At 61.9% G+C, this 25,713-nt stretch carries 21 protein-coding genes; 5 read left to right on the top strand and 16 right to left on the bottom strand.

The genetic code is table 11. The features are described from left to right. Positions 1–102: 102 nt before the first annotated feature. From ABD919_RS13605 to ABD919_RS13570, 8 genes are all read right to left on the bottom strand, one after another. Entirely contained in the window at positions 103–654 is a 552-nt protein-coding gene (locus tag ABD919_RS13605; RefSeq protein WP_345236571.1) for a nucleoside/nucleotide kinase family protein, read from the bottom strand. Positions 655–673: 19 nt separating this feature from the next. Continuing rightward, a complete protein-coding gene (locus ABD919_RS13600; RefSeq protein WP_345236570.1) occupies positions 674–1,153 on the bottom strand; it encodes a hypothetical protein in 480 nt (159 codons plus the stop codon). A gap of 44 nt (positions 1,154–1,197) precedes the next feature. Beyond that, complete coding sequence (locus ABD919_RS13595; RefSeq protein WP_345236569.1) at positions 1,198–1,893, bottom strand: YjjG family noncanonical pyrimidine nucleotidase; 696 nt, start codon at positions 1,891–1,893, stop codon at positions 1,198–1,200. A gap of 224 nt (positions 1,894–2,117) precedes the next feature. Next, positions 2,118–3,038, bottom strand: coding sequence for a geranylgeranylglycerol-phosphate geranylgeranyltransferase (locus tag ABD919_RS13590; RefSeq protein ID WP_345236568.1), 921 nt, complete (start codon positions 3,036–3,038; stop codon positions 2,118–2,120). Between the two features lie 115 nt (positions 3,039–3,153). Next, the gene (locus ABD919_RS13585; RefSeq protein ID WP_345236567.1) at positions 3,154–3,348 is read right to left on the bottom strand and encodes a cold-shock protein; all 195 of its coding nucleotides are present in this window, start codon (positions 3,346–3,348) and stop codon (positions 3,154–3,156) included. A 127-nt stretch (positions 3,349–3,475) separates the two neighbouring features. After that, positions 3,476–3,712 (bottom strand): Fe-S cluster assembly protein IscX, encoded by a 237-nt coding sequence (gene iscX / locus ABD919_RS13580; protein WP_345236566.1) that lies wholly within the window; start codon positions 3,710–3,712, stop codon positions 3,476–3,478. Between the two features lie 106 nt (positions 3,713–3,818). Further along, positions 3,819–4,148, bottom strand: coding sequence for a 2Fe-2S iron-sulfur cluster-binding protein (locus ABD919_RS13575; protein WP_345236565.1), 330 nt, complete (start codon positions 4,146–4,148; stop codon positions 3,819–3,821). 60 nt (positions 4,149–4,208) lie between these two features. After that, positions 4,209–5,003, bottom strand: coding sequence for a Rossmann-like and DUF2520 domain-containing protein (locus tag ABD919_RS13570; RefSeq protein WP_345236564.1), 795 nt, complete (start codon positions 5,001–5,003; stop codon positions 4,209–4,211). Positions 5,004–5,231: 228 nt separating this feature from the next. Between ABD919_RS13570 and ABD919_RS13565 the strand changes: the two genes are divergently transcribed. After that, a complete protein-coding gene (locus ABD919_RS13565) occupies positions 5,232–8,015 on the top strand; it encodes a T9SS-dependent choice-of-anchor J family protein (protein WP_345236563.1) in 2,784 nt (927 codons plus the stop codon). 276 nt (positions 8,016–8,291) lie between these two features. After that, positions 8,292–8,450, top strand: a complete 159-nt coding sequence (locus tag ABD919_RS13560; protein ID WP_345236562.1) for a hypothetical protein — start codon at positions 8,292–8,294, stop codon at positions 8,448–8,450. Positions 8,451–8,594: 144 nt separating this feature from the next. Here the strand turns inward: ABD919_RS13560 and ccsA are convergent, their stop codons facing one another. From ccsA to ABD919_RS13520, 8 genes are all read right to left on the bottom strand, one after another. Next, the gene (gene ccsA / locus ABD919_RS13555) at positions 8,595–11,183 is read right to left on the bottom strand and encodes a cytochrome c biogenesis protein CcsA (protein ID WP_345236561.1); all 2,589 of its coding nucleotides are present in this window, start codon (positions 11,181–11,183) and stop codon (positions 8,595–8,597) included. 100 nt (positions 11,184–11,283) lie between these two features. Continuing rightward, entirely contained in the window at positions 11,284–11,709 is a 426-nt protein-coding gene (locus tag ABD919_RS13550) for a cytochrome c maturation protein CcmE domain-containing protein (protein ID WP_345236560.1), read from the bottom strand. A gap of 99 nt (positions 11,710–11,808) precedes the next feature. Next, complete coding sequence (locus ABD919_RS13545) at positions 11,809–12,051, bottom strand: CcmD family protein (protein ID WP_345236559.1); 243 nt, start codon at positions 12,049–12,051, stop codon at positions 11,809–11,811. Then, positions 12,041–12,793, bottom strand: a complete 753-nt coding sequence (locus ABD919_RS13540) for a cytochrome c biogenesis protein (protein ID WP_345236558.1) — start codon at positions 12,791–12,793, stop codon at positions 12,041–12,043. The genes ABD919_RS13545 and ABD919_RS13540 overlap by 11 nt, the downstream gene beginning before the upstream one ends. Before the next feature lie 103 nt (positions 12,794–12,896). Then, positions 12,897–13,565: a heme exporter protein CcmB gene (locus tag ABD919_RS13535; RefSeq protein ID WP_345236609.1), complete on the bottom strand. Its 669-nt coding sequence runs from the start codon at positions 13,563–13,565 to the stop codon at positions 12,897–12,899. A 56-nt stretch (positions 13,566–13,621) separates the two neighbouring features. Beyond that, on the bottom strand, positions 13,622–15,154 hold the full coding sequence (locus tag ABD919_RS13530) for a T9SS type A sorting domain-containing protein (protein ID WP_345236557.1): 1,533 nt from the start codon (positions 15,152–15,154) through the stop codon (positions 13,622–13,624). Between the two features lie 162 nt (positions 15,155–15,316). Beyond that, the gene (locus tag ABD919_RS13525) at positions 15,317–18,523 is read right to left on the bottom strand and encodes a hypothetical protein (protein WP_345236556.1); all 3,207 of its coding nucleotides are present in this window, start codon (positions 18,521–18,523) and stop codon (positions 15,317–15,319) included. Positions 18,524–18,640: 117 nt separating this feature from the next. Then, a complete protein-coding gene (locus ABD919_RS13520) occupies positions 18,641–19,720 on the bottom strand; it encodes an NAD(P)/FAD-dependent oxidoreductase (RefSeq protein WP_345236555.1) in 1,080 nt (359 codons plus the stop codon). Between the two features lie 329 nt (positions 19,721–20,049). On the opposite strand from ABD919_RS13520, the gene ABD919_RS13515 reads away from it, so the two are divergent. From ABD919_RS13515 to porU, 3 genes are all read left to right on the top strand, one after another. Next, positions 20,050–20,694, top strand: a complete 645-nt coding sequence (locus tag ABD919_RS13515) for an MBL fold metallo-hydrolase (RefSeq protein ID WP_345236554.1) — start codon at positions 20,050–20,052, stop codon at positions 20,692–20,694. A gap of 101 nt (positions 20,695–20,795) precedes the next feature. Beyond that, positions 20,796–21,518 carry a CDP-alcohol phosphatidyltransferase family protein gene (locus ABD919_RS13510; RefSeq protein ID WP_345236553.1) on the top strand — a complete coding sequence of 241 codons (723 nt, stop codon included), beginning with the start codon at positions 20,796–20,798 and terminating at the stop codon, positions 21,516–21,518. 144 nt (positions 21,519–21,662) lie between these two features. Beyond that, positions 21,663–25,673: a type IX secretion system sortase PorU gene (gene porU / locus ABD919_RS13505; RefSeq protein ID WP_345236552.1), complete on the top strand. Its 4,011-nt coding sequence runs from the start codon at positions 21,663–21,665 to the stop codon at positions 25,671–25,673. The last annotated feature ends 40 nt before the right edge of the window (positions 25,674–25,713 follow it).

Here is a 25,713-nt window from a genome sequence, read left to right as displayed (position 1 = left end):
TTGTTAAACAAACCTTAGGTGGGAGAGGAGCAAAGGTAGCTGGGGTAGCTTTCCCGCTGGGCACGCCTTAAGCACTGCGAACCCTACGGGAAATAAACATGCTCAGTAAAGCCGGCTCAGCAACTCCCGCACCTGCCGCTCCAAATCTTCCATGGAGCCGGCGTTATGAATCACCGCATCAAAGCGCGGGTATGTATCCATCACCGTCTCACTCGGGTGGTTGTCGTCGCGGGTTCCGTCGCCGCGCTGCCGGAGCGGGTCGCCTTCCACGCGCAGCATGAGGCCGCCGCGGGCCAGGATGGGGTCGGCTTCGCTGGGGTAGCGCACGTCGGGCACTATCACGAAGGCCTGCTCGGGCAGGCGGGAGAAAAAGGAGTTAACCCAGATGTTGGGCTCCCACACGCGCAGCGCCTGGCCTACCTGCTGCAGCATCTCGCCGCGGGTGCGGCTGAACACGGCTAACAGCTCGGCCTTGCCTTCCTGGGTGTAATAGGGGGCCACGTCTTCGCCAGCCAGGGCGGCGCACACGGTTTTGATGGCGTCGCCGAAGGAGCGAATCTGCCAGCTGCGCTCGGGCTGCAGCTGTTGCAGCAGGTGGGCTACGGTGTCTTTGCCGCTGCCCCGCTTACCCGAAAGACCAATCAGTTGTATCATATGGCCGGCAAAAGTAAGGCTATGGCTCCTGCCGGGCTTCGCTTGAGGCTGCCGCTGCGCCAGGGCCACGCACCAGAATAAGGGTGAGGTGAACCGCATAGCCGAGCACGAAAAGCCCGACCAGCACCCACCAAACGTGCGACCACGACCACCAGCGCGACGAGGACAGCAGCACCTGCCGCGTGGCCGGGTTGGTGCTGACGCTGACGCGCTGCCCCGGCTGCAGCGCCGCATACTCGTCTTCGGTAACCGCCACCTCGACCGGCGCCGCGGCCGAGTCGATGGCTACAAGTTGTATGGTGGCGTAGTAGAGCTGGCCGTAAGCGCGGCCGCCCCAATTTTCGTGCCTGGCTGTTACTTCAGCTGGGCGCGGTGGGTTTGCCAGGGTGGCACGTCGCTCCAATGCGCTGCTGCCCCACCACCACAGCAGGAATATTGGAAAGCCGTAGGCGACGGCTGCGCAGGCAGCCGCAACCAGAATGCGGGAGAAGCTTTTCATTGGCACCGGTTAGCCGCCGGAATAGGTGGCTGGCCCAGCGCAAATTACAGAATCCGCTTCAACTCGCTCAAACAGCTAATTTCGTGGGTTACCTGGTTGAAGTGCCGCCGCTTTTCGGGGTTGAAGTATACCTGGTCGATGCCGGCGTTGCAGGCGCCCAGCACGTCGCATTCCAGGTTGTCGCCTATCATCAGGCTTTCGGCGGCCGTAGCGCCGGCGCGTTCCAGGGCATGGGCGAAGATGCGCGGGTCGGGCTTAAGGCAGCCGCTGCATTCGGAGGTCACCACTTCCTCGAAATAGGGCGTCAGGTTAGACGAGGCCAGCTTGATGTGCTGAATGTCTTTGAACCCGTTGGTGATGAGGTGCAGGCGGTAGCGGGGCTTGAGGTAGGCCAGCACCTCGTGGGTGAAGGGAAACACGGCTGACTTGTGCGGCAGAAGGTCGGTAAACTGCCGGGAGATATCGGCTGGCACGTCTTCCTCGGCTACGCCCAGCTTGGTGAGGGTACGCACGAAGCGCGCGCTGCGCAGCTGCTCCTGACTGATTTTGTTGCCTTGGTAGAGCCGCCACAGCGCGTGGTTGATGTCGCTGTATACCTTAATAAACTCGTCGACTGTGAAGCTGCCGTGCCGGGCCAGGCTGTGCTGGTCATACAGCGTGCGCAGGGTTTCGTCGGCGTTTTTTTCAAAGTCCCACAGGGTATGGTCGAGGTCGAAGAATAAGTGACGGTAGGCTTTCAAAGGAATTATAAATTAAAAATTATGAGTTAAAAATTGCTTCTTGTCGCCACGGGGGAGGCGACGGGCTGGCAACTTAGTAGCTGCTGTAACGCGGCGGCTGGCGAAGCAACGGGTTTTGCTTCTGGTTGCTGGCTTCTGGTTGTCGTTCTAACCAGAAACCAGCAACTAGAAACCTGAGACATCCGGCTACAGCGCGCATCGCACCAGTTCGGGCGTAACTGCAGCTAGTAGTTGGCCAGCAGCATGCTGAGCACGCCGGCCAGCATAATGCCCTTGCACCAGGCGCTGAGGTGGCGAAAGTGCTTGCGGCGGTCGGCCCGGATGAGCAGGCGCGAAAGCTGGGCAATAGGCAGCAATACGAAAAGCAGCAGCCAAAGGCCGAGGGCCCAGCGCTGCCCGGCCAGCTGCTGGGCGGTAGCCGCTGCCGCAAGCAGGGCCAGGCTGGCCAGGAACAAGCCGGCCACCCACTTGCTGCGGGCCACGCCCCACACCAGGGGCAGGGTGCGGCAGCCGTGCTGGGCGTCGCCGTGCATGTCTTCCACATCCTTTACAATTTCGCGCACCACCGTGAGCAGGAAAGCGGCCAGGGCGTAGGGCCACACCGCGGCATGGCCGGTGTTGAGCTGCAGCTCGGGCAGCAGCACCAGGGCCGCCGTGAGGGCCGCGATGCTCAGGTTGCCTACCAGGGCCAGGCGCTTGAAGCGGGCCGAGTAGCCCCAGAGCAGCAGGGCGGCGCCCAGCGTTACCAACCCCAGCAGCGGGCTCAGCCAGGCGGCCAGCAGCACGCCCAGGCCGCTGAGCAGCAGGTGGGCCAGCATGGCCACGCGGCGGCGCACCACGGGGCCCACCACCAGGCGGTCGGGCCGGTTGATGGCGTCAATCTTGACGTCGTAGTAGTCGTTGATGATGTAGCCGGCCGCTGCTACCAGCAGGGACGACAGCACCAGCAGGGCAAACCCCGGAGCCAGCAGGGCTACCCGCAGCGGCTGCCCAGGCAATAGCAGGCAGCTACGCACCAGGGCCAGGCAGAGCAGCATTATCAGCAGGTTGGGCCAGCGCACCAGCGTGGGCAGGGCACCGGCCAGGCCCCCGGGCTTCGCAGCAGGCGAGTCGGCGGGCAGCTGAGGCGATGGGGGAGAAGGCATGGGAGCAAAGCGGCTGGCCCGCAAAGGTCGGATAAAGAGTCGGCCCGGCTGCCGGGCCACAAAAAAGCCTCCCGAAGGAGGCTTGCTTTGCTGGGGGTGTTAACCGTGGGAAAGCTTAAATCTTACGCACGTTTACCGCATTGATGCCCTTACGACCTTCCTGCGTGTCGAACTCCACCCGGTCGTTTTGTTGAATTTGAAGGCCGTTGAGACCGGTTACGTGGACGAAGAAGTCCTCCTTGGTGGTGTCGTCGGTAATGAAGCCATAGCCCTTGGCTTCATTGTAGAATTTTACGATTCCCGTTTTCATGGAAAAGAAGAAAAATGTATTATCGGCCGGGTGTAGGTAGCCAAAATGCCTGCGATGACAGCCGTTGCCACCGTGGGCTGCTTACGCGGCTTAGCCGGCCGGGGTTGGCAAAAAGTGCCAAATAGGGCTATTGGTTATCGCGCCATTCGTATACCCACTTGGCCTGGATTTGCTCCAGGTGCCCTTCCGTGGCCTGTTCGCGGGTGCCTTCGAAGTTGGGCAGGCTCAGCACCCACTCCAGCAGGTCGGTAAAGCGGATGCGGTAGATTTTGGCTTCGGTGAAGTCCTTGCCAAACTTCTCGTAGAGGGCCATGGCAATGTCCTCGTGGTCGGCCCACTTTATGGGCGGCTCAAAGTGGTTCATGTGCTTTAGTTGTCAGTTGCTAGTTGTCAGTTGTCAGGCCGTTCTGATGGTAGCCCGGTAAAAAACGAGCTGACAACTGACAACGGATAACTGACAACTACAAGAATTAATGTCCCAGAAAGTCCTGCTTGGGAATGGTGACGGTGAGCTGCATGTCGCGCTGTACCACGCACTGGCAGGCCAGGCGGGAGTTGAGGCGCGGGTCCACAGCGCGGTCAATAAAGTCTTCTTCCTTGTCGCTGATTTCGGGCAGTTCGTCACCGCCTTTGTCGACGTAGATGTGGCAGGTGCTGCAGCCGCACACGCCGCCGCAGTTGTGCTGCAGCTGAATGCCGTTGTTGAGCGCCACATCGAGCACCGATTCGCCTGGAGCCGCCACGTGGGTCTGGGCCGGCTGGCCGTCGTGAAACTGAAAGGTGATGGTAGTGACTGCCAAGATAATATGCTGAGAATTTGCTGAAATGAGGGTGCAAAGGTAACCTTTTCGGCCCCCACATCAAAGCTGGGCCTGAATACTGGCCGTGAGCTGGGCGTAGAGCGCCTGCCAGGCGGGGTGGCCCGCCAGCACGCTTTCGTGGGCTTGCAGCGTGGGCGCGTCGCGGCGCACTGCCGGCCCGGTTTGAACCGCAAAGGGCGGGTTGGCCAGGGCTTTATCCACGGTTTCGCGCACCAGCGGCGCCAGCAGGGCGGGGGGCAGCCCGGCTTCGTGCAGCAGGGCATCGGCTATGCCCAACAGGTGGTTGGTGAAATTGTTGGCAAACACGGCGGCCACGTGCAGGCGCAGGCGCTGCTCCGAGCTTAGAAAGTACAGGTGCTCGCTGAGGCTCCCTGCCAGGGCCTGCAGAGTTGCCAGGCCTGCCTCGTCGGCTGCTTCCAGGCACAGCGGAACCGAGGGCCAGTGGATGGCCCGGCCGGGGCTAAACGTTTGCAGCGGATAAAATACGCCGCCCCGCACCAGGGGCTGCTGCGCAAATACAGCCAGGGGCAAGGCGCCGGCCATGTGGGCAACCAATGCACCTGCAGGCCAGGGAAAGGTGCCGAGCAAAGTCGCTACGGCCGCATCGGGCACGGCCAGCAGGTACACATCGGCGGCCGGCATGCCGGTAACCGGGCCAGACAGGGGCAGGGCGCCGGGAGTGGCCGCGGCGGCCGCTTTGGCGCTGGCCTCACTACGGCTCCAGACAAATGGCACGCAGTGGCCGGCAGCTACCAGAGCCGGCCCCAGCTGGGAGGCTACGCGGCCGCTGCCCAGCAGGGCCACGCGCAGCGGCAGGAAAGCTTTAACGGTCATGCTTGGCGTGAGCAGATAGTGAGAGGGCCGACGACAATTTGAGGACGTTTGCCGACAATCTCTGCTCAAATGGTCGATTTAGAGCGTATTCATGGGCATTTAGCCGCGAGTCTGCTAAAAAATTAGCAATTTGTAGCCCCAAAGCTACCTAAGAGGCTTCTAACCCAGGCCTCGGGTAGCCCTTCTTGTTTTATTACCCCACTTTTCCCCTCAATCTTTTTTAACTGTATGACATACCCCTACACCCGGGCTGGCATTACCACCCGCCTCCGGCAGCTGGCGTTAACTGCGCTGCTGGCCGGCAGCGCGACTGCCGCGCAAGCCCAAGCGTTGCCGTACGTGGCGGCCAACGTAACCAAAGTTGCCGGCACGTACACCGACCTGGGCACGACCGGCACAGCCATCGCCGTAGCCAACAACGACGACGCCAACTCGGCCCCGCAGGCCATTGGCTTTGCCTTTAACTACAACGGCACTGCCTTTACCAATTTCGTACTGAACACGAACGGCTTTATTAAGCTGGGCAGCACGGCGCCTACGGGGCCGATGTTCCCCAACGGCGGCCAGGCTACCACGGGTGGCCCGGTGGATAGCCCGGAAACCAACCTCATTCTGCCGTTCAACCAGGACTTGGCAGCCGGCTCGGCCGGTGGCACCGAGTACCGCGTATCTACTACGGGCACGGCTCCGAACCGCATTTGCACCATTCAGTGGAAAAACGTGCGGGACAAAGCCCAGGGGGCTGTAACCGGCGGCAGCGCTGCCATTGGCACGCAGTACGCCAACTTCTCCTTCCAGGTGAAGCTGTACGAAACCAGCAGCCAGATTTCGTTTGTGTACGGCACGGCTACGCCCGGCGCCGCAGCTGATGAAAACCCCAAGTTTGTGACGGTGGGCATCAAAGGCTCGGGCACGGCTGCTAACCAGCTGATTCTGGGTAGCAAGGCTTCGGCTTCGCCCTGGTCGGCTACGGTGTTTGCCGGCGGCCTGTACACGGCCAACGCGCACAACGTGCGTAGCTCGGTATTGCCTCCTCCCGGCTACACCTACAACTTCACCTTGCCGGTGGCTCAGGACGCGGCTGTGGAAGCCGTGTATGGCTTCGACAAGCTGACGGTTCCGGCCGGCCAGCCCGTGGTTATCCGCGCGGCGGTGCGTAACGCTGGCACCTCGGCCCTGGGCAACTTCACCGTGACCCTGAACGTGAGCGGTGCCAACACCGCCACGGCTTCGGCTGCGGTGGCCAGCCTGGCAATAGGCGCTACCACCACCGTGGTGTTCCCGGCCGTGGCCATGCCCGCCGTGGGCAACAATACGGTAACCGTAACGGCTGCGCTGACCGGCGACGGCAACGCGACCAACGACAGCCAGACCATGCTGATGGCTACCAATGCCACTACCACCGGCTTTATCACGGCTGGCCAGGGCCCGGTTAGTGCCTTCGGCTTTGGTGCCGGTGCCCAGGGCAACTACTTCGGCGCGAAGGTTACCTACACCCAGCCCCGTGACATCACTGCCGTAAACGCCTTTCTCTTCAACGACCCTGCTGCGGTAGGCTCGACGGCTTATGGCGTGGTAATCGATGCTACGACCGGTGCCCTGCTGGGCCGCTCGCCCGACTTCGTAGTTACGGCCGCTTCGCTGAACCAACTGCGCACCTTCACGCTCTCGAGCCCGGTTTCGGTACAGGCCGGCGACGTTATTGTTGGCATGGCGACGGTGGCAGCAGCCGGTGCAACTCAGTTTTTCCTGATGGGCGTGCAGGCTGAAAACCCCACCCGTCCCGGCACGTTCTTCACCGGCTCGGCTACGGCCATGCCGCCGACAGCACCCGGCCCCAGCTTGAACACCCCGACCAGCGCGCTGTATAAGTACATGCTGGAAGCGGTATCGACATCCCCGGCTTCCTGCGCCGCGCCCACGGGCCTCAGCACCTCGGGTACGCAGACAACTGCCGTGGTTTCTTTCACCGGCCCCAGCAACGGCTCTAGCTACGTAATTGTGTACGGCCCCCAGGGCTTTAACCCCGCAACCGGCGGCACCACTACCACCAGCTTCACTACCTCGCCCTTCACCGTAACGGGCCTGACGTCTTCGACCTGCTACGACTTCTACGTGCGTGCTACCTGCGTAGCTCCTGACCAGAGCCAGCTGGCCGGCCCCGTGCGCTTCTGCACGCCCTGCACGCCGCCCATCATCACCAGCTTCCCCTACAGCATGGACTTCAACACCATCGGTATGGGCCAGGCGCTGCCCTGCGGTATTTCCGTGTCGGACGTCAACAACGACAACAACACCTGGCAGGCCCGGGCTACGGTGCCCACCCAGGCCAACCCCAACCTGCCCATCGGCCGCGGCGGTACGGGCAACGCCATGGTGTACTTCTACAACACCAACGACAACACCGTTGGTGGCGACGACTGGTTCTATACTCCGGCCCTGCGCCTGACCGGTGGCCAGCGCTACCGCCTCTCGTTCTGGCTGCGCTCGGCCGGTGCGTCGTATCCCGAAGGCCTGGAAGTGAAGTACGGCAGCTCCGCCACTCCGGCGGGCCAGACCAACATGCTCTATACCAACACCAGCGTTACCTCGGCCACTTACGTGCAGGCTACCAACACCAGCACCCCGGCCGTAGCCGACATCATGCCGGCTACCACCGGCACCTACTATGTAGGCTTCCACGCTATTAGCGCGGCCGACCAGTTCTTCCTGGCCGTGGACGATGTAACCATCTCCGCGGTGCTGGGTACTTCGGCAGCCCTGAACCGGGCCATTTCGGTATACCCCAACCCCTCGACTTCCGGCAAGTTCAGCCTCGAAGTACGCGGCGCCAACGCCAAGTCGCTGGGTGTGGAAGTAACCAACATGATGGGCCAGCGCGTGTACACGGGCTCGGCTAAGGACAACTTCACCAACGAAGTTGACCTGTCGAACCTTGCTGCCGGCATCTACACAATCAAGGTGCTGAACGGCCAGGATTACTCCCTGCAGCAGATTTCCATTGTTAAGTAAGGCTCAGCCTCGCTTGATACGGCAAAAGGGCCGCCCCACCGGGCGGCCCTTTTTGTTGCTCAAACCAACCAAAACCGACGGAGACGTTAGCTTTAGGGCAGCCTCTTGGGCAGAGCTTTGCTTGTGCGCTATGCAGTTTCTGCAAACAGTGATTTCGGGTAGAAGCCGGGTGCTGAGCCTACTGCTGCTGCTCCCGGCCTTCGATGGGCTTGGGCCAGCATCCACGCTGCAACCCTTCGTCGCTGGCAGCCCCCGGACCCGCCATCTTGGGGCCGAGTGATTCCTTACACAGTAAGGGGCACCGCCCTGAGCCTGAAAGCACTATCGCCACAAACCTACACCATTGACGAGCTGACTGACCGCCGCATGGTCTTACGCACTACTTTCTCGTCTAGCTCCCAGAGTGAAACAAGCATCACCACCTACGCCCGCTAACCCCAGCACTTATTGAAAAAGCCCCGACCTATACAAGTCGGGGCTTTTGTTAGTTACATCATGTGCTTTTGGTAAGCCTTTCACAAACAAGCGCCCCGGCCATCTTAAGGCCAGGGCGCTTGCTTATTGAGCTCCTCAAGGAAGCTATGCAGTCGCTGTCTGCTTAGAGGCCGTCAGCTCCTCCGCGGCCACGGCTTCTTCTTCAATGGGCAAGGGCTTGCGGTTGCGCTGGCGCAGGCTCAGGCCAAAGCCCAGGGCCATGAGCAGGGTGCCGCTCCACAGCAGGTTGATGAAGGGCTTTTCGGTGGCTTTGAGGATGATATAGTCTTTCTGAGCCGTGCTCACGCCGAAGGTGAACTTGCCGGCCTGCGGGTCGATGTTGTTGAGCACCAGGCGCACGCCCAGGTCTTCTACCTCGTCGGGCACGCGGCCAATCTGCCGGTTACGAATCACGAATACGGGGTGGGCGTGGTACTGCCGGCGCTCGCCGTGCACAATGATGTCGGCCTGCAGGGCGATGTCGCCTTTCTGCAGCCCCAGGCCCGCCGTTTCGTGGGCCGGCTCAATGGCGCGGAACACGGCGAAGTAGTCGTTGAGGAAGATGGTGTCGCCAACGGCCAGGGTGTGGTCCTTGGGCTCGCTCCATTCCCGCTCCTTGCGCGGGTCCAGCACCGAGCTGATGTGGGAGTAGATGTCGTGGTCCCAGAACACCTTAATGGCCGGCGAGGCCAGCAGGCCGCCCATCTCCTCATTTACCTGGGCACGGGGATAGAGCACGAACTTGTCGCCCGACTTCCGGTCTTTGTAGGTAACGCGGTAGAAAGTATTCTCGGGCGCGATTTCCAGGGTGTCGCCGGCCTTGTAGTAGGTTTTGTCGTCGACCTTGATTTCGGCGCGGGCCAGGGCTTTGTACTCGTCGTCGGTGCGGTAGAGCAGCTGCTTATCTATGTAGCCGGGCACGCCGGGCACCTCGAAGAACTGCCCGGTGTAGGTGACGTCGTAGTCCTGCATCTTGGTGGTTTCGTTGCGCCACAGCAGCACGTTGTCGCGGTTCAGGTCTTCGGGGAACTCGCGCGAGTAGAGCAGGCCCGACACGTTGCGCGAAATGATGTTGGAATAGCCCGCCGATGCCAGAATGCCGAGCAGCATCAGGCCAATGCCCAGGTGGGCCACCGCGCCGCCCGACAGCGTGATGCCGCGGCGGAACAGCGTGAAAATCATTCCGAAGTTGGCCAGCACCCCAAACAGGCCGGCTACCAGCAGCACGATATAGGCCGGGGTGATGGTGAGCTTGAAGTAGCGCAGCAGCAGAATCACCAGCGAAGCGCCCAGCAAGGCCAGGATGCCCGGCGCCGACAGCGCGTTGGTGAGCGTGGTTTTGTTGTTGCGCTGCCACCACATGATTTGCGCCAGGCCCGAGAGCAGGGCTACCAGCACGCCCATCCAGAGCTGAATCTTGGTGTAGTGTCCAATCTGGTCGGCCGGCAGGGCCATGTTGGACTTGATGCCCACCAGGCCCAGCAGGGCGTTATACACCGGGATGCTGGTGGTCACGAGCACCTGGAAGGCGCCCAGGCAGAGCACTGTGGCGCCCACAAACACCCACAGCTCGGGGTGATACATGGTCAGCTCCTTGGGCGACACTGGAATAGAGCTCCAGCGGCGCACCAGCAGGACAATGGAAAGCACGGTAAACGCGCCCAGGTAAATCAGCAGCTGGCCCGACAGGCCCAGGTCGGTAAAGGAGTGTACCGAGGCATTGCCCAGCACGCCGCTGCGGGTGAGGAAGGTGGCGTAGAGAATGAGTACGAAGGTGGCAATAACCAGCACGAAGGAGGTGCGCAGGGCCGTGCGGCGCTTCTGCCACAGCACCAGGCCGTGCAGCGAGGCCACCAGCACCAGCCAGGGAATATACACGGCGTTTTCCACCGGGTCCCAGTTCCAGTAACCCCCGAAGTTGAGGGTTTCGTAGGCCCAGTAGGCGCCCATCATCACGCCCACGCCCAGCACGCCGCCGCCAATGAGCGTCCACGGAATGGCCGGCTTCACCCAGGAAGTCAGCTCCTTTTTCCAGAGGCCGGCAATGGCGAAGGCGAAGGGCACCAGCGTGAGCGCAAAGCCCAGGAACAGCGTGGGCGGGTGAATCACCATCCAGTAGTTCTGCAGCAGGGGGTTGAGGCCGGTTCCGTCCTTGGGCACGAAGTCGGGGTTCATCTTGAACACCGGCAGGTCGCTCATGAAGTCGCGCAGCAGAATGAAAGGGGAGGAGCCGATTTTCAGGTCGCCCACTACCACACCCAGAATCATGGACACCAGGAACAGCTGCACGCCGCTGAAAATGGCCATCACCGGCGCCTCCCAGCGCTGGTTGAAGCGCATCACGAACAAGCCCAGCACCACGTGCCAGAATATCCAGAGCAGGAAAGAGCCTTCCTGCCCTTCCCAGAAGCAGGAAATCATGTAGTGCACCGGCAGGTGGTTGGAGCTATGGCTCCAGGCGTAGTAGTACTCGTAGCGGTGGGCGTAGATGATGAAAAACAAGCTCGCCACCACGGCCAGCACGGCCAGGCCGTGCACGAAAAAGGCCCCGCGGGCCAGCCGCAGCCAGCCGGCGTCGCTGTCGCCGAGGGCGCGGCCCCGGGAGGCCTGGAAGTAACTATACGCCGCCACCAGCGCCGCCGCAAACGCGAGGATGACGCTGAAATGGCCGATGTTTCCTACTAATAGATTCATGCTGTATTCAATGAGCAATTGGCAATGAGCAATGAACAATGAGGTTGGCATTGGCTTGCGCCTTCCTGCGGTTGTTCATTGCTCATTGCCAATTGATAATTTAATTGGCGGCGGTGGCGCCTTCCAAATCCTTTTTCACATACTTGCTCGGGCACTTGAGCAGGATGTTGTCGGCCATGAACACGTCGCCGCGCATGGCCCCGGTAATTACCACCTGCTCGGAGGTGTCGAAGTCCTGGGGCTTGGGGTTGTTGTACACCACGCGCTGGGCTATCTGGGTCGAGTCGACGAGGGTGAAAGCAAAGTAGTTGGGGTCGACCATGGGGTCGTACTGCAGGCCCACGGGCTTGTTCTGGCCATCGCGGGGCAGGCGGCCCACCACGTGCACCTTGGTGGTGTTGCCCTCGGCAGCCCGCTGCCGGGCTTCGCTGAAGCCCACGTACACGCTGGCGTCGGCCGTGGTGCTGAGGATAATAGCCACGGCCACGGCAATGATGGCAATGATGAGGATATGTGCTTTTTTCATAATCCCGGGATGTGCGGAAGAAGTAAGCTTGGGTCGGGTTGACTATTTAACAGCGAAGTAGCGGCAGAGGTGCCCCACCTGGAATGATAAAAGTCAGGCTTAGGGCTTTAGTACTTTTTCGAGCCGGCTCACCTTGCGGTCGAGGGCAATGAGGTAGAGCAGCAGGCCACCCACGATGACGACCACCACGGCCACCACCACGTAGATTTTGCCGCTGGCTCGCAGTCCGTCGGCCATGGCCGGGGTATCGGCGCCTTGGGCAAAGGCGGCGCTGGCACTGGCAAGCAGGGCCAGGAGCAGAAAAAAGATGGTGGTCAGGCGCGGGAATGCTTTAATTTTCATCGTGTTTCAATTGCAGGAGAGCGTAGCGGCTGCTCACCTGGGTAAGCCAGAAGGCGAAGAGAATCCAGCCCAGCACGGCCGTGTAGAACACCGGCCGCATGGTGCTGTCAAGGTCGTACTGGTTGAAGCCGGGGTTGCCGGTCTGGCCCGGGTGCAGGGAAGGCCCACTCAGGCGGGGCAGCACAAACAGCAGGGGAATGACCGCCGCGAAGGCGAAAATGTTGTAGATGGCCGACACCCGGGCCCGCTGCTGCTCGTCGCGGAAAGAGCCGCGCAGCACCAGGTAGGCCCCGTAGATGAGCATGGCCACGGCCGCCCCGTTCAGGCGGGGGTCGGGCGTCCACCAGGCGCCCCAGGTGTAGCGGGCCCAGAGGCTGCCGGTGGCCAGGCCCAGCAAGCCCAGCACGATGCCGGTTTTGGCCGACTCATGGGCCAGAATGTCCAGGCGTGCCGAAGGATTGCGCAGGTAGCGAATGGAGTACCACACCGATACCAGCAGTACCATCAGCATGGAAAACCACATGGGCACGTGGAAAAACAGGTTGCGGATGCTCTCGTTTACGATGGGCAAAGCCGGCACCGGCACCAGAATGCCCACGGCGGTGGCCGCGACGATAAGCAGGATGGTCAGGAATTTCCAGGCCCAGCCGCCGCCCTGCTGCTCCACCAGCTTCTGCCCGCCCCACACGCCCAGCACCGTAAATACCAGGCCCAGCACACTACCGATAATCTTTGGATTCATAAGATATTAGGTATTAGGGTTGTTTTAAGATAATTGGGATACTGCGTGGGTTAATGAAGCTGAACGCAATAGATTTTTTATGCCTTACTATTTACTACTAAGCTCAGCCGCGCCATAGAAAGGGAAACAACAGATAGGACAGGGCTGCCACAATCATGTTCAGGGCCAGCAGCGTGAGCACCGAGCCTTGGCTCACGCTCCAGTCGAGGCCGTCGAGGGCATTTTTGCTGACCTTAATAAGGAGCAGCAGCATGGGCACCATCACCGGGAAGCCCAGCACGGCCATGAGGGTGGCGCCGTTGCCGCCGGCCTTGGCCGCAATGCCCGACACCAGCGTGAGCGTGGTGGCAAAGCCCACGGCCCCCAGCACCAGGTTGGCCAGAAACAGGGTATGGTTCTGAATGGGGTTGCCCAGGAACACGGTGTACAGCAGCAAACCCAGCAGCGCTACCGCCAGCAGCAGCAGGGCGTTGTAGAGCATCTTGGCCAGGATAATGGCCTGGGGCCGCACCAGGGTGTAGTAGTAGAGGCGCTGCCCCGGGCTTTCCTGCATAAAGCCCTTGGCCACGGCATTGACGGCGGCAAAGAGCAGAATCACCCAGAACAGCGCGTTCCAGGCCGGGGCCGGGGGCTGCCCGCCGCGCAGGCTGAAGCTGAGAAAGGCCACGAATACCGTGCTGCCCACGTAGAGCAGCATGCCGCCCAGTGCCGCCCGCTGCCGCCATTCCAGGCGGAAGTCTTTGGCTAACAAGGTGGATATTTCGCTGAGCAGCTGCACGGGTACCAGGGCTTAATCGGGCCGCAAAGATACGACCAGACCGCCCCTCGTTATTCCCCAATAGCCACTTTTGCCGTAGCGCGGCGGCCCTGCTGCTCTACTTCCACGGTATACAGGCCTGCCGCCAGGCCGCTTACCGGCACGCGGAGGTGGCCCTCAGCGGGCGTTAGCACGCGGCGCAATGCCACCCGGCCCTGGGCATCGCGCAGCTGAACGGTAGCCGGGCCCGCGGCTTCCAGGCGCAGTAAAAGCTGCTCGCGCGCCGGGTTAGGGTACAAGCCCAGGCCCAGCCCCAGCAATTGGGCGCTGCCCTGCCGGCTGCTGCTGACGATGGTCTGCCGGAACGGCTGGAAGCTGAGCAGGCCCAGGGACGGCTGGTCTACCTGGTGCACGATGTGGCTTTCAATTACGGCGGCCGAGCTGCTGCCCCAGTCGTTGTTCTGGGCCATCACGTTGTCGGGCATGTTGAGGTAGAAGTCGTACACCTGCCCGCCGTTGCCGTTGTTGTAAATCAGGTTGAGGCCCACGTTCAGGCTGTCGGGGCTGCTCACGTCGCCGAAGCTTACGGTGGGGCCAGGCGCAGCGCTGGTGGTGGAGGTGCGCAGCATGGTCACGCCCCAGAGGTTGCCGCGCAGGATGTTGCGGCTTACCACGCCGGTGTTGGTAGCGCCGCCCTGGAAGTTAAGGCCGCTGCCGCCGGTGTTGGCGTTGGGGTTGGTGTTGTTGTTCTCCACGATGTTGCGCACAATGCGCGAGGTAATGTTGGAGCCCAGCACGGCAATGCCGTAGCGGTTGTTGGCCACGTAGTTGCGGCGGATTTCCACGTCCGTGACGGCCGCGGTGCCCAGCAGGTTGGAAATGGCAATGCCGCCGGCCATGTTGTAGCGCCCAATCACGCGGTTGCCGGTTATAACCGTGGGCGTAGCGCCCCCGATGCCCAGGTTAATCTGCGGATAGTTGCCGTTTTCGGTGTTGTTGTCGCGGATAACGCAGTTGCGGATAATGGGCGCCGTGGGCCGGTTGGAGGGGCTGGCAATGGCCGAGCGGGCATTGCCGTAGATAAGGCTGTTGAGGATGCGCGGCGCCCCGCCGGAGATGTTGATGGCCCCGCTGTTGGTGTTTACCGTGCCGATGCGGGCCACCTGGTAGCGCACCACGCAGCTGTCGAGCAGCAGCCCGGCGTCAACGGTCTTCAGCCCGCCGCCATACTCCACGATTGTTTTGCGCAGCACGGCGTTGCTGGTGGCCGAAAACCAGAAGCTGTGAAACGGCGCCGTGCTGGTCTGGGCCGTGAATTTCACCGAGTCGGGCGGGTTCACGAGCAGCACGCCGTCGATGTTGATTTCGGCCAGCGAGGCAATGCGCACCGTGGCGTTGGTGCTGATAACCAGGGTGTCGGTGGCCCGCAGCCGCAGGTTGCCGGCAATGGCGTACTGCCCGGGGCCGGTGCTGGCCACGTTGGAGCCCGTAGCCGCCGCCAGCTGGGCCAGCGTCCAGCGCACGCCGGTACCGGGCGTCTGGTATTGGGCGCTGGCCGGCGCAATGCCGGCCGCCAGCAACAGCAGCGTAAAGAGCGTTTTCATAAGAGTAGGCGAGTAGGGAATGGGCTGCAAAGAACGGGCAGACCGGGCAAAGCCGCTTTGGCACCTCAGCCGGCCCGCTGGGCCAACACCAGCTGCCAAGGCATAAAAAAGCCCGCCGGAGTAGCTTCCGGCGGGCTTTCGGCAGCGGCGTTAGCCCACCTGCTAAAAGTCGTACCCCAAGGTGAAGTAGAGCTTGGGCGACTTAGTGACGTAGTTTTCCTGGCCCCAGGCCATGTCAAACTTGCCGTAGAAGCCCAGCAGCGTGGTGCGGGCCCCAAAGCCATACCCTACCAGAAAGGGGTTGCTGAAGTTGGTTACTGTGCCCGAGAACAGGCTGCCGTTGCCCCCAAACGGGGTGGTATTGTTGGAGTTGTCCTCGCCAAAGGGGTTGCCGCCCGAGTAGGCCGTGCCGGCGTCGGCAAAGGCCGTCAGCTGCAGGTTGCGGAAAAAGCCGGAGTAGATGGGGCGGCGGGAGAAATACTGCACAATAGGAAAGCGCAGCTCGCTGTTGAACAGCAGATAGCGCGAGCCGGTGCGGCTGCTGTAGTCGAAGCCGCGCATGTTGGTCACAAACTGCTGGTAGAAGTTCTGGGCGGGGTCTTCGTACGTAGTCCGGTTTCCGCCTTCGTAGCTGGCATTAAGCCAGTTGTCCATGCCTCCCAGGCGGAAGAACTGCGGGTGCGGGCCGAAGAAGTGCCCGTAGCTGGCACGGTTGGCCCACACCAGCGAGCGGTGCAGCTTCTGGTAATGGCGCAGGTCGATGGTCAGGCGCGAGAAGTTCAGGCCCCGGTTCCCGAGGTTGTTGAGGCCCAGCAAGGCCACTTTCATGCGGGTACCGCTCATCATGTTGACGCCGGTCATAATGGCGTTGTCGAACACCAGCTCGCCATTGTAACCCAGGTAGTTCTGGGTTTCGTCTTCAATAACCGAGATGTCATTGGTGCGAATGCGCGTCATGTTGACGTAGCGCGGGCCTATCCGTACGCTGATGTTGTGCGTCAGCGGATAGGAGACAAAGGGGGCCACCTCATGCCGGCCGTAGCGGTAGCGGCTGCCCCGGTCCGAGTCGAAAAAGTAAGCCTGCTTCTGGTAGCCAATGCCCCAGTCGTAGCGCTTGGTGAAGTTGGTGTACGAAGCCTGGATATTGCTGGTACGCAGGTCGAACAGCCCAAACAAGCTGGCGTCGATGCGGTGATTTTCCAGCGCATCGGTCAGGCCGGCCCGGAACTGCAGGCCCAGGCCCAGCAGCGGGTCCACGTACAGGGCCGACGACACGTTGTCGGCCATAAAGCGGGTGTCGTTGCGGAAGGGGCCCGTGAGCAGGGGCGTCTCGGGCTGAGCCGCTTTGGCGGCGTCGGCAGCCGCCTGGCGGCGGCGCTTGGCGGCCAGCGGGGCCGGCTCGTCTTCCTCAAACTGGTAATTGCTGGTATTGATGGTACCTGCTGCCTTCCGGCGCTTTGCAGTGCCAGTGGTGTCGACGGGAGCCGGGGCCGGCTTAGGCGCCGGCTTGGGTGCCGCAGCGGCTACCGACCGGTCTTCCAGCGTCTGCTGGCGGGTGGTTTTGTTGAGCGTCAGGGCGCTGGGCAGGGCATAGTCGGGATAGAGGTAGAGCTGGTCGCGGCCCTGGAAGGGCACCACAAAAGCCAGGGCCTTGCTCGCGGCGCTGTAGTCGAAGTCCTGCATGTTGGGCAGGAAGTTGCTCATGGGGGCCCGCTGCTTGGTTTTCAGAGAGTAGCTGTAGATGCCGCGCACCCCGTTTTCCTCGCTCAGGTACACAATCTCGTCGTCGGAAATAGCCCGGGGGCGCAGCTCATTGGAGATGGTGCTCACCAGGGTTTCCACGGGAATAGCCCGCCCATCGAGGTGGTAGAGGAACAGGTCGTAGTTGTTCACCACGTTGGGAAAGGTAGCCGGGCGGGCCCGCCCGGCCGAATCGAGGTAGCGGTTGGAGCTGAACACAATGCCCTGCCCCCCCGGCAGAAACACCGGCTGAATGTCGTCGAACAGGTCGTTGGTGAGCTGCTCGGCCTTGCGGCTGCCGGCCCGCAGCAGGAACAGGTCGTTTTGGCCACCCCGCACGGCGTTAAACACCAGGGCCTTGCCATCGGGCGAGTAGTTCAGGCTTAGCACCTGGTCGTAGGCATCGAAGAGGGAAGCCGGCCGCTTGAACTTCACGGCCTCGCCTACGCGGCTGAGCAGGTCGTGCCCCGCGGCATCGCGCAGGTGCAGGCTCATTTCGCCGCGTAGCATCTCGGCAATGGCCACCTGGGAGTTGCCGCGCCAGGCCAGCACGGGCAGGCGGGTTTCCACCTGCTGGTCGGGGGTTTTGTAGCCGCCCCGCCGAATGATGCGGCGGTGGCTGCCGTCGCGCCGGGCCACCACCACGCGGTAGCGGCCCTGGTCGTTCACCGCATATGCCATCTGCTGGCCGTTGGGGCTGAACACGGGCTGGGAGTACACCGCGTTCCGGCGGTTGCGTCCACTTAGGTTGTGCTGGGCGTCGGGCATCACCAGGGCCGCCGTGGGCTGCCCGTTCAGGTCGCGGTAGTAGGTCAGCCAGTCTTTCAGGAAAACCTTAAAGGGCACGTTCAGCGAGGAGCTGATGCCAACTTCAATGTCGCGGGTGATACGCGTCAGGTTCAGGATGTTCTGAATGGTGGTGTAGCCGTAGCGCTCGGCTACGTAGTTCCAGATGCTCTGGCCGGCCAGCTGGGGGTTGCGCAGGAAGAAGGGCGCCGTGCGGTTGCTGGTATGCTGCCGGGTCATGTCGCGCATGTAGCCATCCATTTCCACGCTCCAGCCCTCCGCGGCATACGCGGCGGCCCCGCCGATAAACCAGTCGGGCAGCTGCAGCAGGTAGCTGCTTTGCAGTACTTCCTTCAGCGAGCCCCCGTACATCATGTCGTTGAGCAGCACGGTCGTAATCTGGGTGCTGAGCTCGCGCTTGAAGTCGGTTTGCTGGCCGGTAAAGGCAATCTGCACCTTGCTCATGCGGGCAATGGGCGTTTCGCCGCCGGTCAGCTGCTTGTCGGAGCTCAGGCCGATGTTGCTTTGGCGCAGGTCGCCCACGGAGTTGTACAGCAGCAGCGTGGTCTTGGAGTAGGGGTAGTAGCCAATCAGGGCCGTGATGCGCTGCAGCTCTCGCTCCGCATACTCCGCCGCCCGGCGGGCACTGGGTTCGCCGCCATCGTAGAAGTACACGATGAAGTTCTGGGTGGCAAACTGCTGCCACTCGAAGTTCTTGTACTGAATGCGTACCCGGCCAAAAGGCTCCTGGGCCGTTTGGGCACGGGCTGCCGGCAGGGCCAGCAGCAGCGCTGCCAGCAGCGCGGCACCCCGGGTGGCTTTGAAAGGAAAGAAACTGGTCATAGAGACAGATAACGAAAGCAAACGGCAAGCTCCCTCCCGGCTAAACGGGCCGGCCGGGGGCTGAAACTATATTTTTTCAACTTCACGCACCAGTCATTGAACGTCAGACAACAAAAATTATGCGCGGTTGGCGGCGGCATGGTGGGAAGCATAGCGCCGCAGGTCCACGTCGGGCCACAGCGCAGCACTTCCTTCCAGCCAGTCGGTCAGCAGGGCTGCCAGCCGCGGAGCCAGCATCACGCCTTTTGAGCCGTAGCCGCCGCAGAAGCTCAGGCCCGGCACGGTAGGGTGAGGCCCCAGCAGCGGCCGCCGGTCGCGCACCGCCGGCCGCACCCCGGCCCGCTGCTTTACTACGGAAAAAGGCCGGCTTGTGATAACCTGCAGCCGCTCGCTTAGCTCCTGTAAGCCAGCTGCCGTAGGGCCATCGGCAAAGGGCGGCCAGCGGTAGGTAGCTCCTACCCGAAACCGGCCTTCGCCCACCGGCACCACGTAAGCACCCCGGTTGAGTACTTGGGCCGTGGGCAGGTCGTGACATTCCACATCCAGCACCTCGCCCTGGTTGGGGGTAAGGGGCAGCCAGCTGAAGTAGGGGTTTAACACCGCCGCCGCGCCCTCGCAGCAAACGACGTGGCGAGCCTGCACCTGCCCACTGTAGACAAGTCCGGCCGCGTCGGTAACGAGCCGGGACCAATCAAAAGTTTCGCGTCGCAGCCAGCCCTCGCGCCGGCCTTCGGCAGCCAGCGCATCCAGCATTTCCTGCACCCGCACATGCCCGCCGTGCTGCAGCCAGGCCCCGCCAAAAGGCGCCTGCACGCCCGCAATGCCCGGGTCGGCTGGCGTGAGGCTGGCCACAAAGTCGCCCCAGGGCTGCTCGGCGCTCCGGGCCAGCATCGCGCGCTGCTCATCCAGGGAGCCAAAAATCTTGAAAATGGGTGCCGGGAAGAAAAACTGCTGCCCAAAGCGCTGCTCCAGCTGCTGGTAAAAAGCAGCCGCAGCGGGCAGCAGCTCGGCTGCTTGCCAGCTCAGCGCAAAGCGCTTACCAGCCACCGGGTTCATCAGGCCGGCGGCTACCCGGGATGCGGTGTCGGCCGGCTCAGGGTCGAACACCAGCACGTGGTAGCCGCGCTGGCGCAATACGTAGGCCAGCGTAGCCCCGGCCAGGCCGTGCCCTACTACTATAAAGTCGCAGCTTGTCATCGGTGGCAAGGTAGGGCGGAATGGGGTGAATTGTTGATGTGCTGATTTTGGTGATGAAGTGAAAAGGTGATGAAGTGATAAGGTGATAGGGTGTGAGGCGGTGAAGTAATAATATGCCAGGAAGGGCTGCTGGTAGCGTTGTGCAGTAAGGCAATAACAGCCAGGACGCTGGTGTGATGGTGCGTAAACCACTTCTCTTTGGTTTGTGTGGAAGTAAGTGGAACGTCACATTCCTCATCATCTCATCACCTCCTCACCCCATTAACCAATCAGCCTTTAAAAAATCACCGCCGTACCTTTCCGCATTGCTTCCTGACCCCTGTTTGCGCATGAAAGTTGTCTGCTTCACATTTAACGCCTTTTCTGAAAACACCTACCTGCTGATTGATGAGGCCACGCGGCAGTGCGCCATCGTCGACCCCGGCTGCTACGACGCCCAGGAGCAGCAAACCCTGCGGCGCTACGTGGAGGAAAACCAGCTGCAGGTGACGCTGCTGCTCAACACCCATGCCCACATCGACCACGTGCTGGGCAATGCCTTTGTGCTGCAAACCTGGCCCGGCACGCCCTACCTGCTGCACCCCCTGGACCTTCCCACCCTGAACGCCGTGCCCCTCTACGCCGGCCCCTACGGCTTTGCCGGCTACCAGCCAGCCGAGCCCAGCGGGGAGCTGGCCGCCGGGCAGACCGTGCGCTTTGGCGATACCGAGCTGCAGGTACGCTTCACACCCGGCCACTCCGCCGGCCACGTAGTATTCTACCACGCCCCCAGCCAGGCGCTGATTGGCGGCGACGTGCTGTTTCAGCAAAGCATCGGCCGCACCGACCTGCCGGGCGGCAACCACGCCACCCTGATTCGCAGCATCGAAACCGAGCTGCTGACCCTGCCCGATGCTACCACCGTTTACCCAGGGCACGGCCCCACCACCACCATCGGGGCCGAGCGCCGCAGCAACCCATTCCTTGTCAATTAGCAGTTAACAGTTATCAATTAACAATGGAGGGGAGCCCCCTCGGCTTGCTGGATTGAATAGCTTGTAGGAACAACTGTTAACGGTTAAATGATAATTGTTAAATGAAAAGAAATCTGCCCAATGCCGTCACCTGCCTGAACCTGCTGTGCGGGTGCCTGGCGCTGACGTTTATTTTTCACGGCCAGCTCAGCACCGGGGCCTATTTCGTTGGTGCAGCAGCCGTGTTCGATTTTTTTGATGGCCTGCTGGCGCGGGCCCTGCGCGTGTCCTCGGCCATTGGCAAAGACCTGGATTCCCTGGCCGACATGGTGTCCTTTGGCGTGGTGCCGGGCGCAATCCTGTTTAGCCTGCTGTTTATGGCCACCGGGCAGGAGCCGGGCAGCGCTGCATCGCCGTCCCTGTCCTCCATGGGCCTGCTGCCTTACCTGGGCTTTATCGTGACCATCTTTTCGGCGCTGCGCCTGGCCAAGTTCAACAACGACACCCGGCAGACTACGTCCTTTATCGGGCTGCCCACGCCGGCCTGCACGCTGGTCGTGGCTTCGCTGCCCCTTATTCTGACCAACGACCAGTTTGGCGTGTCGGGCTTCATTCTCACGCCCTGGGTGCTGCTGGGGCTCACGGTGCTGCTCTCCGGACTGTTGGTGGCTGAGCTGCCGCTTTTTGCTTTGAAGTTTAAGACCTTGCGCTGGGCCGACAACCGCCGCCGGTTTTTATTTTTGCTGCTCGCGGCAGGATTATTGCTGGCGCTGCACGCCACGGCAGTGCCCCTGGTGGTGCTGCTTTATGTACTGCTGTCGGTGCCGAAGTCGGCCGCCCGGTAATTATTTAAGGAGTAAATCTTACAATAATTGTTGTAACCCTCAGTTAGGATGCTGCCTTCCGGTGAACCCGACTCCGGGAGGCGGTGTTGCGGGAACAACCCGTGGTGTGCCACTTCAGCTATAGGTCTTTTCAACCATTCGTGTATGCGTTATCTCTCCTTTCTTCTGGCTTGGGCAGGGCTCCTTCTTTCTTCGGCATCCCCTACGCGGGCTCAGACCGGAGGCGCTACCACTGCCCACGCCGTCATTAAGTGGAATGGCTACGCGGAAGTGCCTTCCCGCGCGCCCCGCAAGCAGAAGGTGCCAACGTTCGAAAAGGCTTACCATGGCATCGACGAGCAGGTTGGCCTGTTTGGCATGCGCCTGGAAGGGGCCGTGGAGCAGGGGCAGCTCGCCAATGTGGTGTACGAGGCCCTGCCGCCCGCCGACGCCAAGCTGTTTGACGCCGGCCGCCTCCCCGCCGGCCCCGAGCCCCGTCTGGTGCAAGGCACCGAGATGAAGCTCCCCGTCACCCACCTGACGGTGCGCACCGTGCGCCGCAACCCCCAGACCGGCCAGCCCGAGCGGTTGGTATCGTTCGACTACGTGTACTCGCCCAACCTGGCCGCTACTGCGGCCCGCCGCGTGCTAACCCGCCGCCATGCTACGTCGTCGGTGCTGGCTACCGGCGACTGGTTTAAGGTGGGCGTGGCCGAAAGCGGCATCTATAAGCTGGACCTGGCCACCCTGCGCGACCTGGGCGTGAACACCCAGGGCCTGGACCCCAGCCGGGTGCGCATCTATGGCAACTCGACCGGTATCCTGCCCCAGGCCAACGACGTGTACCGCCCCGACGACCTGGTGGAAAACGCAGTGCAGTTTGTAGGCAACCCCGATAATATTTTCGACAGCAACGAGTACCTGCTGTTCTACTCGCCAGGCGCACACACCTGGCAGGCCCAGGGCGGGCTGTTCCGCCACCGCAACAACATCTACACCGATACCACTTATTACTTTATTACGGTAGGAAGCACGCCCGGCCGGCGGGTATCCTCCCTGGCCCCTCCCACAGCCGGCGGCAGCGTGGCCACCATCAGCACCTTTGCCGAGCGGCAGTTTCACGAGCACGACCTGGCTAACCTGCTGCGCTCGGGCCGCAACTGGGTAGGGGAGGGCTTCAGCCCCAACAGCCAGCGCAGCTTCACGTTCAACATTCCCGACCTGGTACCCGGCGGGCAGCTGCGTGTCACCTCGTCGACGGTAGCCCGCTCTGCTACCGCTTCCTCGTTCCGCATCAGCGTCAGCGGCTCGGCCGGTGGCAGCCAGACGGTAATTGGAACCCAGGGACTAAGCCAGCTCGATACTTATCCCTACGCGGAAATTGCCAAGGTGAGCACTGCTACTTACCAAACGGCGCTGCCTGCCGGCGTTGGCCCCGAGGTGCGGGTAAATATGACTTACACCAGCGGCGATGCCACGGCCAGTGGCTACCTGGACTATCTGGTTATCAACGCGACCCGGCAGCTGCGCCTTAGTGGCGACCTGCTGGAGTTCCGCTCCCTGGAGAATATTGCGCCCCAGGCCGTCAGCCGCTTCCTGCTCAGCAATGCCAGCGACGCCACGGTGTGGGATGTTACCAATCCCCGCGGTGTGCAGGTTGTTGCCTTCGACCGCGCCACAGGGAGCTTCCTGGCCAGCACCGATACCCTGCGCGAGTACGTGGCCTTCCGGCCCAACGGCAACTTTCCCACCCCCCGCCGCTTCGGCCGGGTGGCCAACCAAAACCTGCACGCGCTAAATGCCGGCTCCGGCAATCCGCTGGATATGGTCATAGTCGCCTATCCACCTTTCCGGGCCGAAGCGGAGCGACTGGCCAACCACCGCCGCACCCGCAACGGCCTGCGCGTGGCCGTTGTCACCACCACGGAGGTGTACAACGAGTTTGGCTCCGGCGGGCAGGATGTTACCGCCATTCGCGACCTGATGAAGCAGGTGTACGACCGCGCCCCGGCGGGCAAGCAAATGCACCTGCTGCTGTTCGGCGATGCGTCGTTCGACTACAAGTCGGACCCTTTCAACAACCGCACGTTTGAGCCCGCCTGGTGGCGCGACCGGGTGCCGTTTAAGACGGACGCCGATTTCAACCGGGCCAATCAGAACCTGGTGCCAACCTACCAGTCGCGCGAGTCGCTGGCGCCATTCTACGGGGGCGTATATGGCCAGGCCAGCTACTCCTCCGACGACTACTTCGGCCTGCTCGACGACAACGAGGGCGAGTGGAATGAGCTGTCGCCCGGCACAGAGATGCTCGACATCGGCATTGGCCGCCTGCCCGTGCGCACGCCCAAGGGCAGCCCCAACTCCACGGAAAACGCGCGGCTGATGGTCAGCAAAATCATTTCCTACGACGCCGTGCCCGCTTACGGCAAATGGCGCAACCGCGTAACCATGACCGCCGATGATGGCGACAACAACCTTTTCGCGGACCAGAGCGAGGGCATTGCCAGCACCATTCAGAGCACCGACCCGGCGTATAACATCCGCAAAGTTTACCTCGACCTTTTCCCGCAGATAACAGTGGCCGCCGGCCAACGCTCGCCCCAGACCAACCGCCTGCTGGATGAATCGATTGAGCAGGGCTCGCTGATTGTAAACTACCTCGGCCACGGCGGCCCCAAGGGCTGGACCGACGAGCAGATTGTGACCAACGCCTCAGTGATGGCGCTGCGCAACAGCAACAACCTAACCTTTATGGTGACGGGCACCTGCGACTTCAGCACCTACGACAACCCCGATTTTACCTCGGCCGGCGAACAGGTGATGACCGATAACATGAATGGTGGCGCCGTGGGCCTCTTCACCACAACGCGCGTAGTAGATGCCGGCCAGAACCACGGGCTGAACCAGGCTTTCTATGGCCGCGTGTTTCGGCCCCTGAGCAATGGCCGCATGCCCAGCATTGGGACGGTGGTAAGGCTAAGTAAAAACGACTACCCCGGGCCGGGCGTGCCGGGGGTTATCAACAACCGCAACTACACGCTGCTGGCCGACCCCAGCATGGTGCTGGCCTACCCGGAGCAGACCGTAAGCCTGGACAATGCCGAAAAGCTGCAGACCCGCACAAATCAGTGGGTGACTGTCGACACGCTGCAGGCTTTGTCGCGGGTGCGCCTGCGCGGCCGGGTGCTGAACAACGGCGCCGTAAACACCGCCTTCAACGGCACGGCCCAGATTACCATCTACGACAAGCCGACTACCGTGAAAACGCTGGCCGACGAGGCCAGCAATACCCCCATGGATGTACGCATTCAGGAAAACGTTATCTACGGCGGGCAGGCCAGCGTGGTGAACGGCGAATACACGGTAACGTTTGTCGTACCCAAGGATATCAACTACAACGTGGCCAACGGCTTCGGGAAGGTAAGCCTGTATGCGTTTGACCCCAGCAACCGCGTCGACGCCCACGGGCAGCGGCCCCTGCGCGTAGGTGGCGCCGATGCTAATGCCCCGCGCGACACCATTCCGCCGGTTATCCGGCTGTTCATGGACGATGAGTCGTTCGTATTCGGCGGCAGCACCGGGCAGACGACCAAGCTGCTGGCCGACCTGAGCGACGACAGCGGCATTAACACCACCGGGGCCGGCATTGGCCACGAAATAACGGCCATCCTCGACCGCGACCCCAGCAAACTGATTATCCTCAACGACTCGTATGTAGCCAAGCTCGACAACTTCAAAGCCGGGCGCGTGCATTACCTGTTCAAAGACCTGGCCGACGGCCCGCACTCGCTGCGCGTGAAAGCCTGGGATACCTACAACAACTCCTCGGAAGAGGAGATTGAGTTTGTGGTGTCGCACAACGAACAGTTGGTGCTCAACCACGTACTTAACTATCCTAACCCGTTCTCAACCAACACTACGTTCCGCTTCGACCACAACCGACACGGCGACGACCTTGACGTGCAGGTGCAAATCTTCACCGTAGCCGGCCGCCTGGTGCGCACGCTTACGGCGACCGTGCCCGCCAGCGAAGGCCACCAGAAAGGTATTACCTGGAACGGACGCGACGAGTACGACGACCAACTTGCCCGGGGCGTATACGTCTACCGTATTAGTGTCCGCTCCCCCAACCACGGGACGGCTACGAAATTCGAAAAGCTCGTCATCCTGAATTAATCCGCTTTTATTTGTGCCCGGGCCACATCCTGCCCGCTTT

The organism is Hymenobacter saemangeumensis (genome assembly GCF_039541835.1).
GTDB classification, from domain to species: Bacteria; Bacteroidota; Bacteroidia; order Cytophagales; family Hymenobacteraceae; genus Hymenobacter; species Hymenobacter saemangeumensis.
Note: the sequence above shows the minus strand (reverse complement) of the source record. Positions and strands in the feature narration are given on the sequence as shown.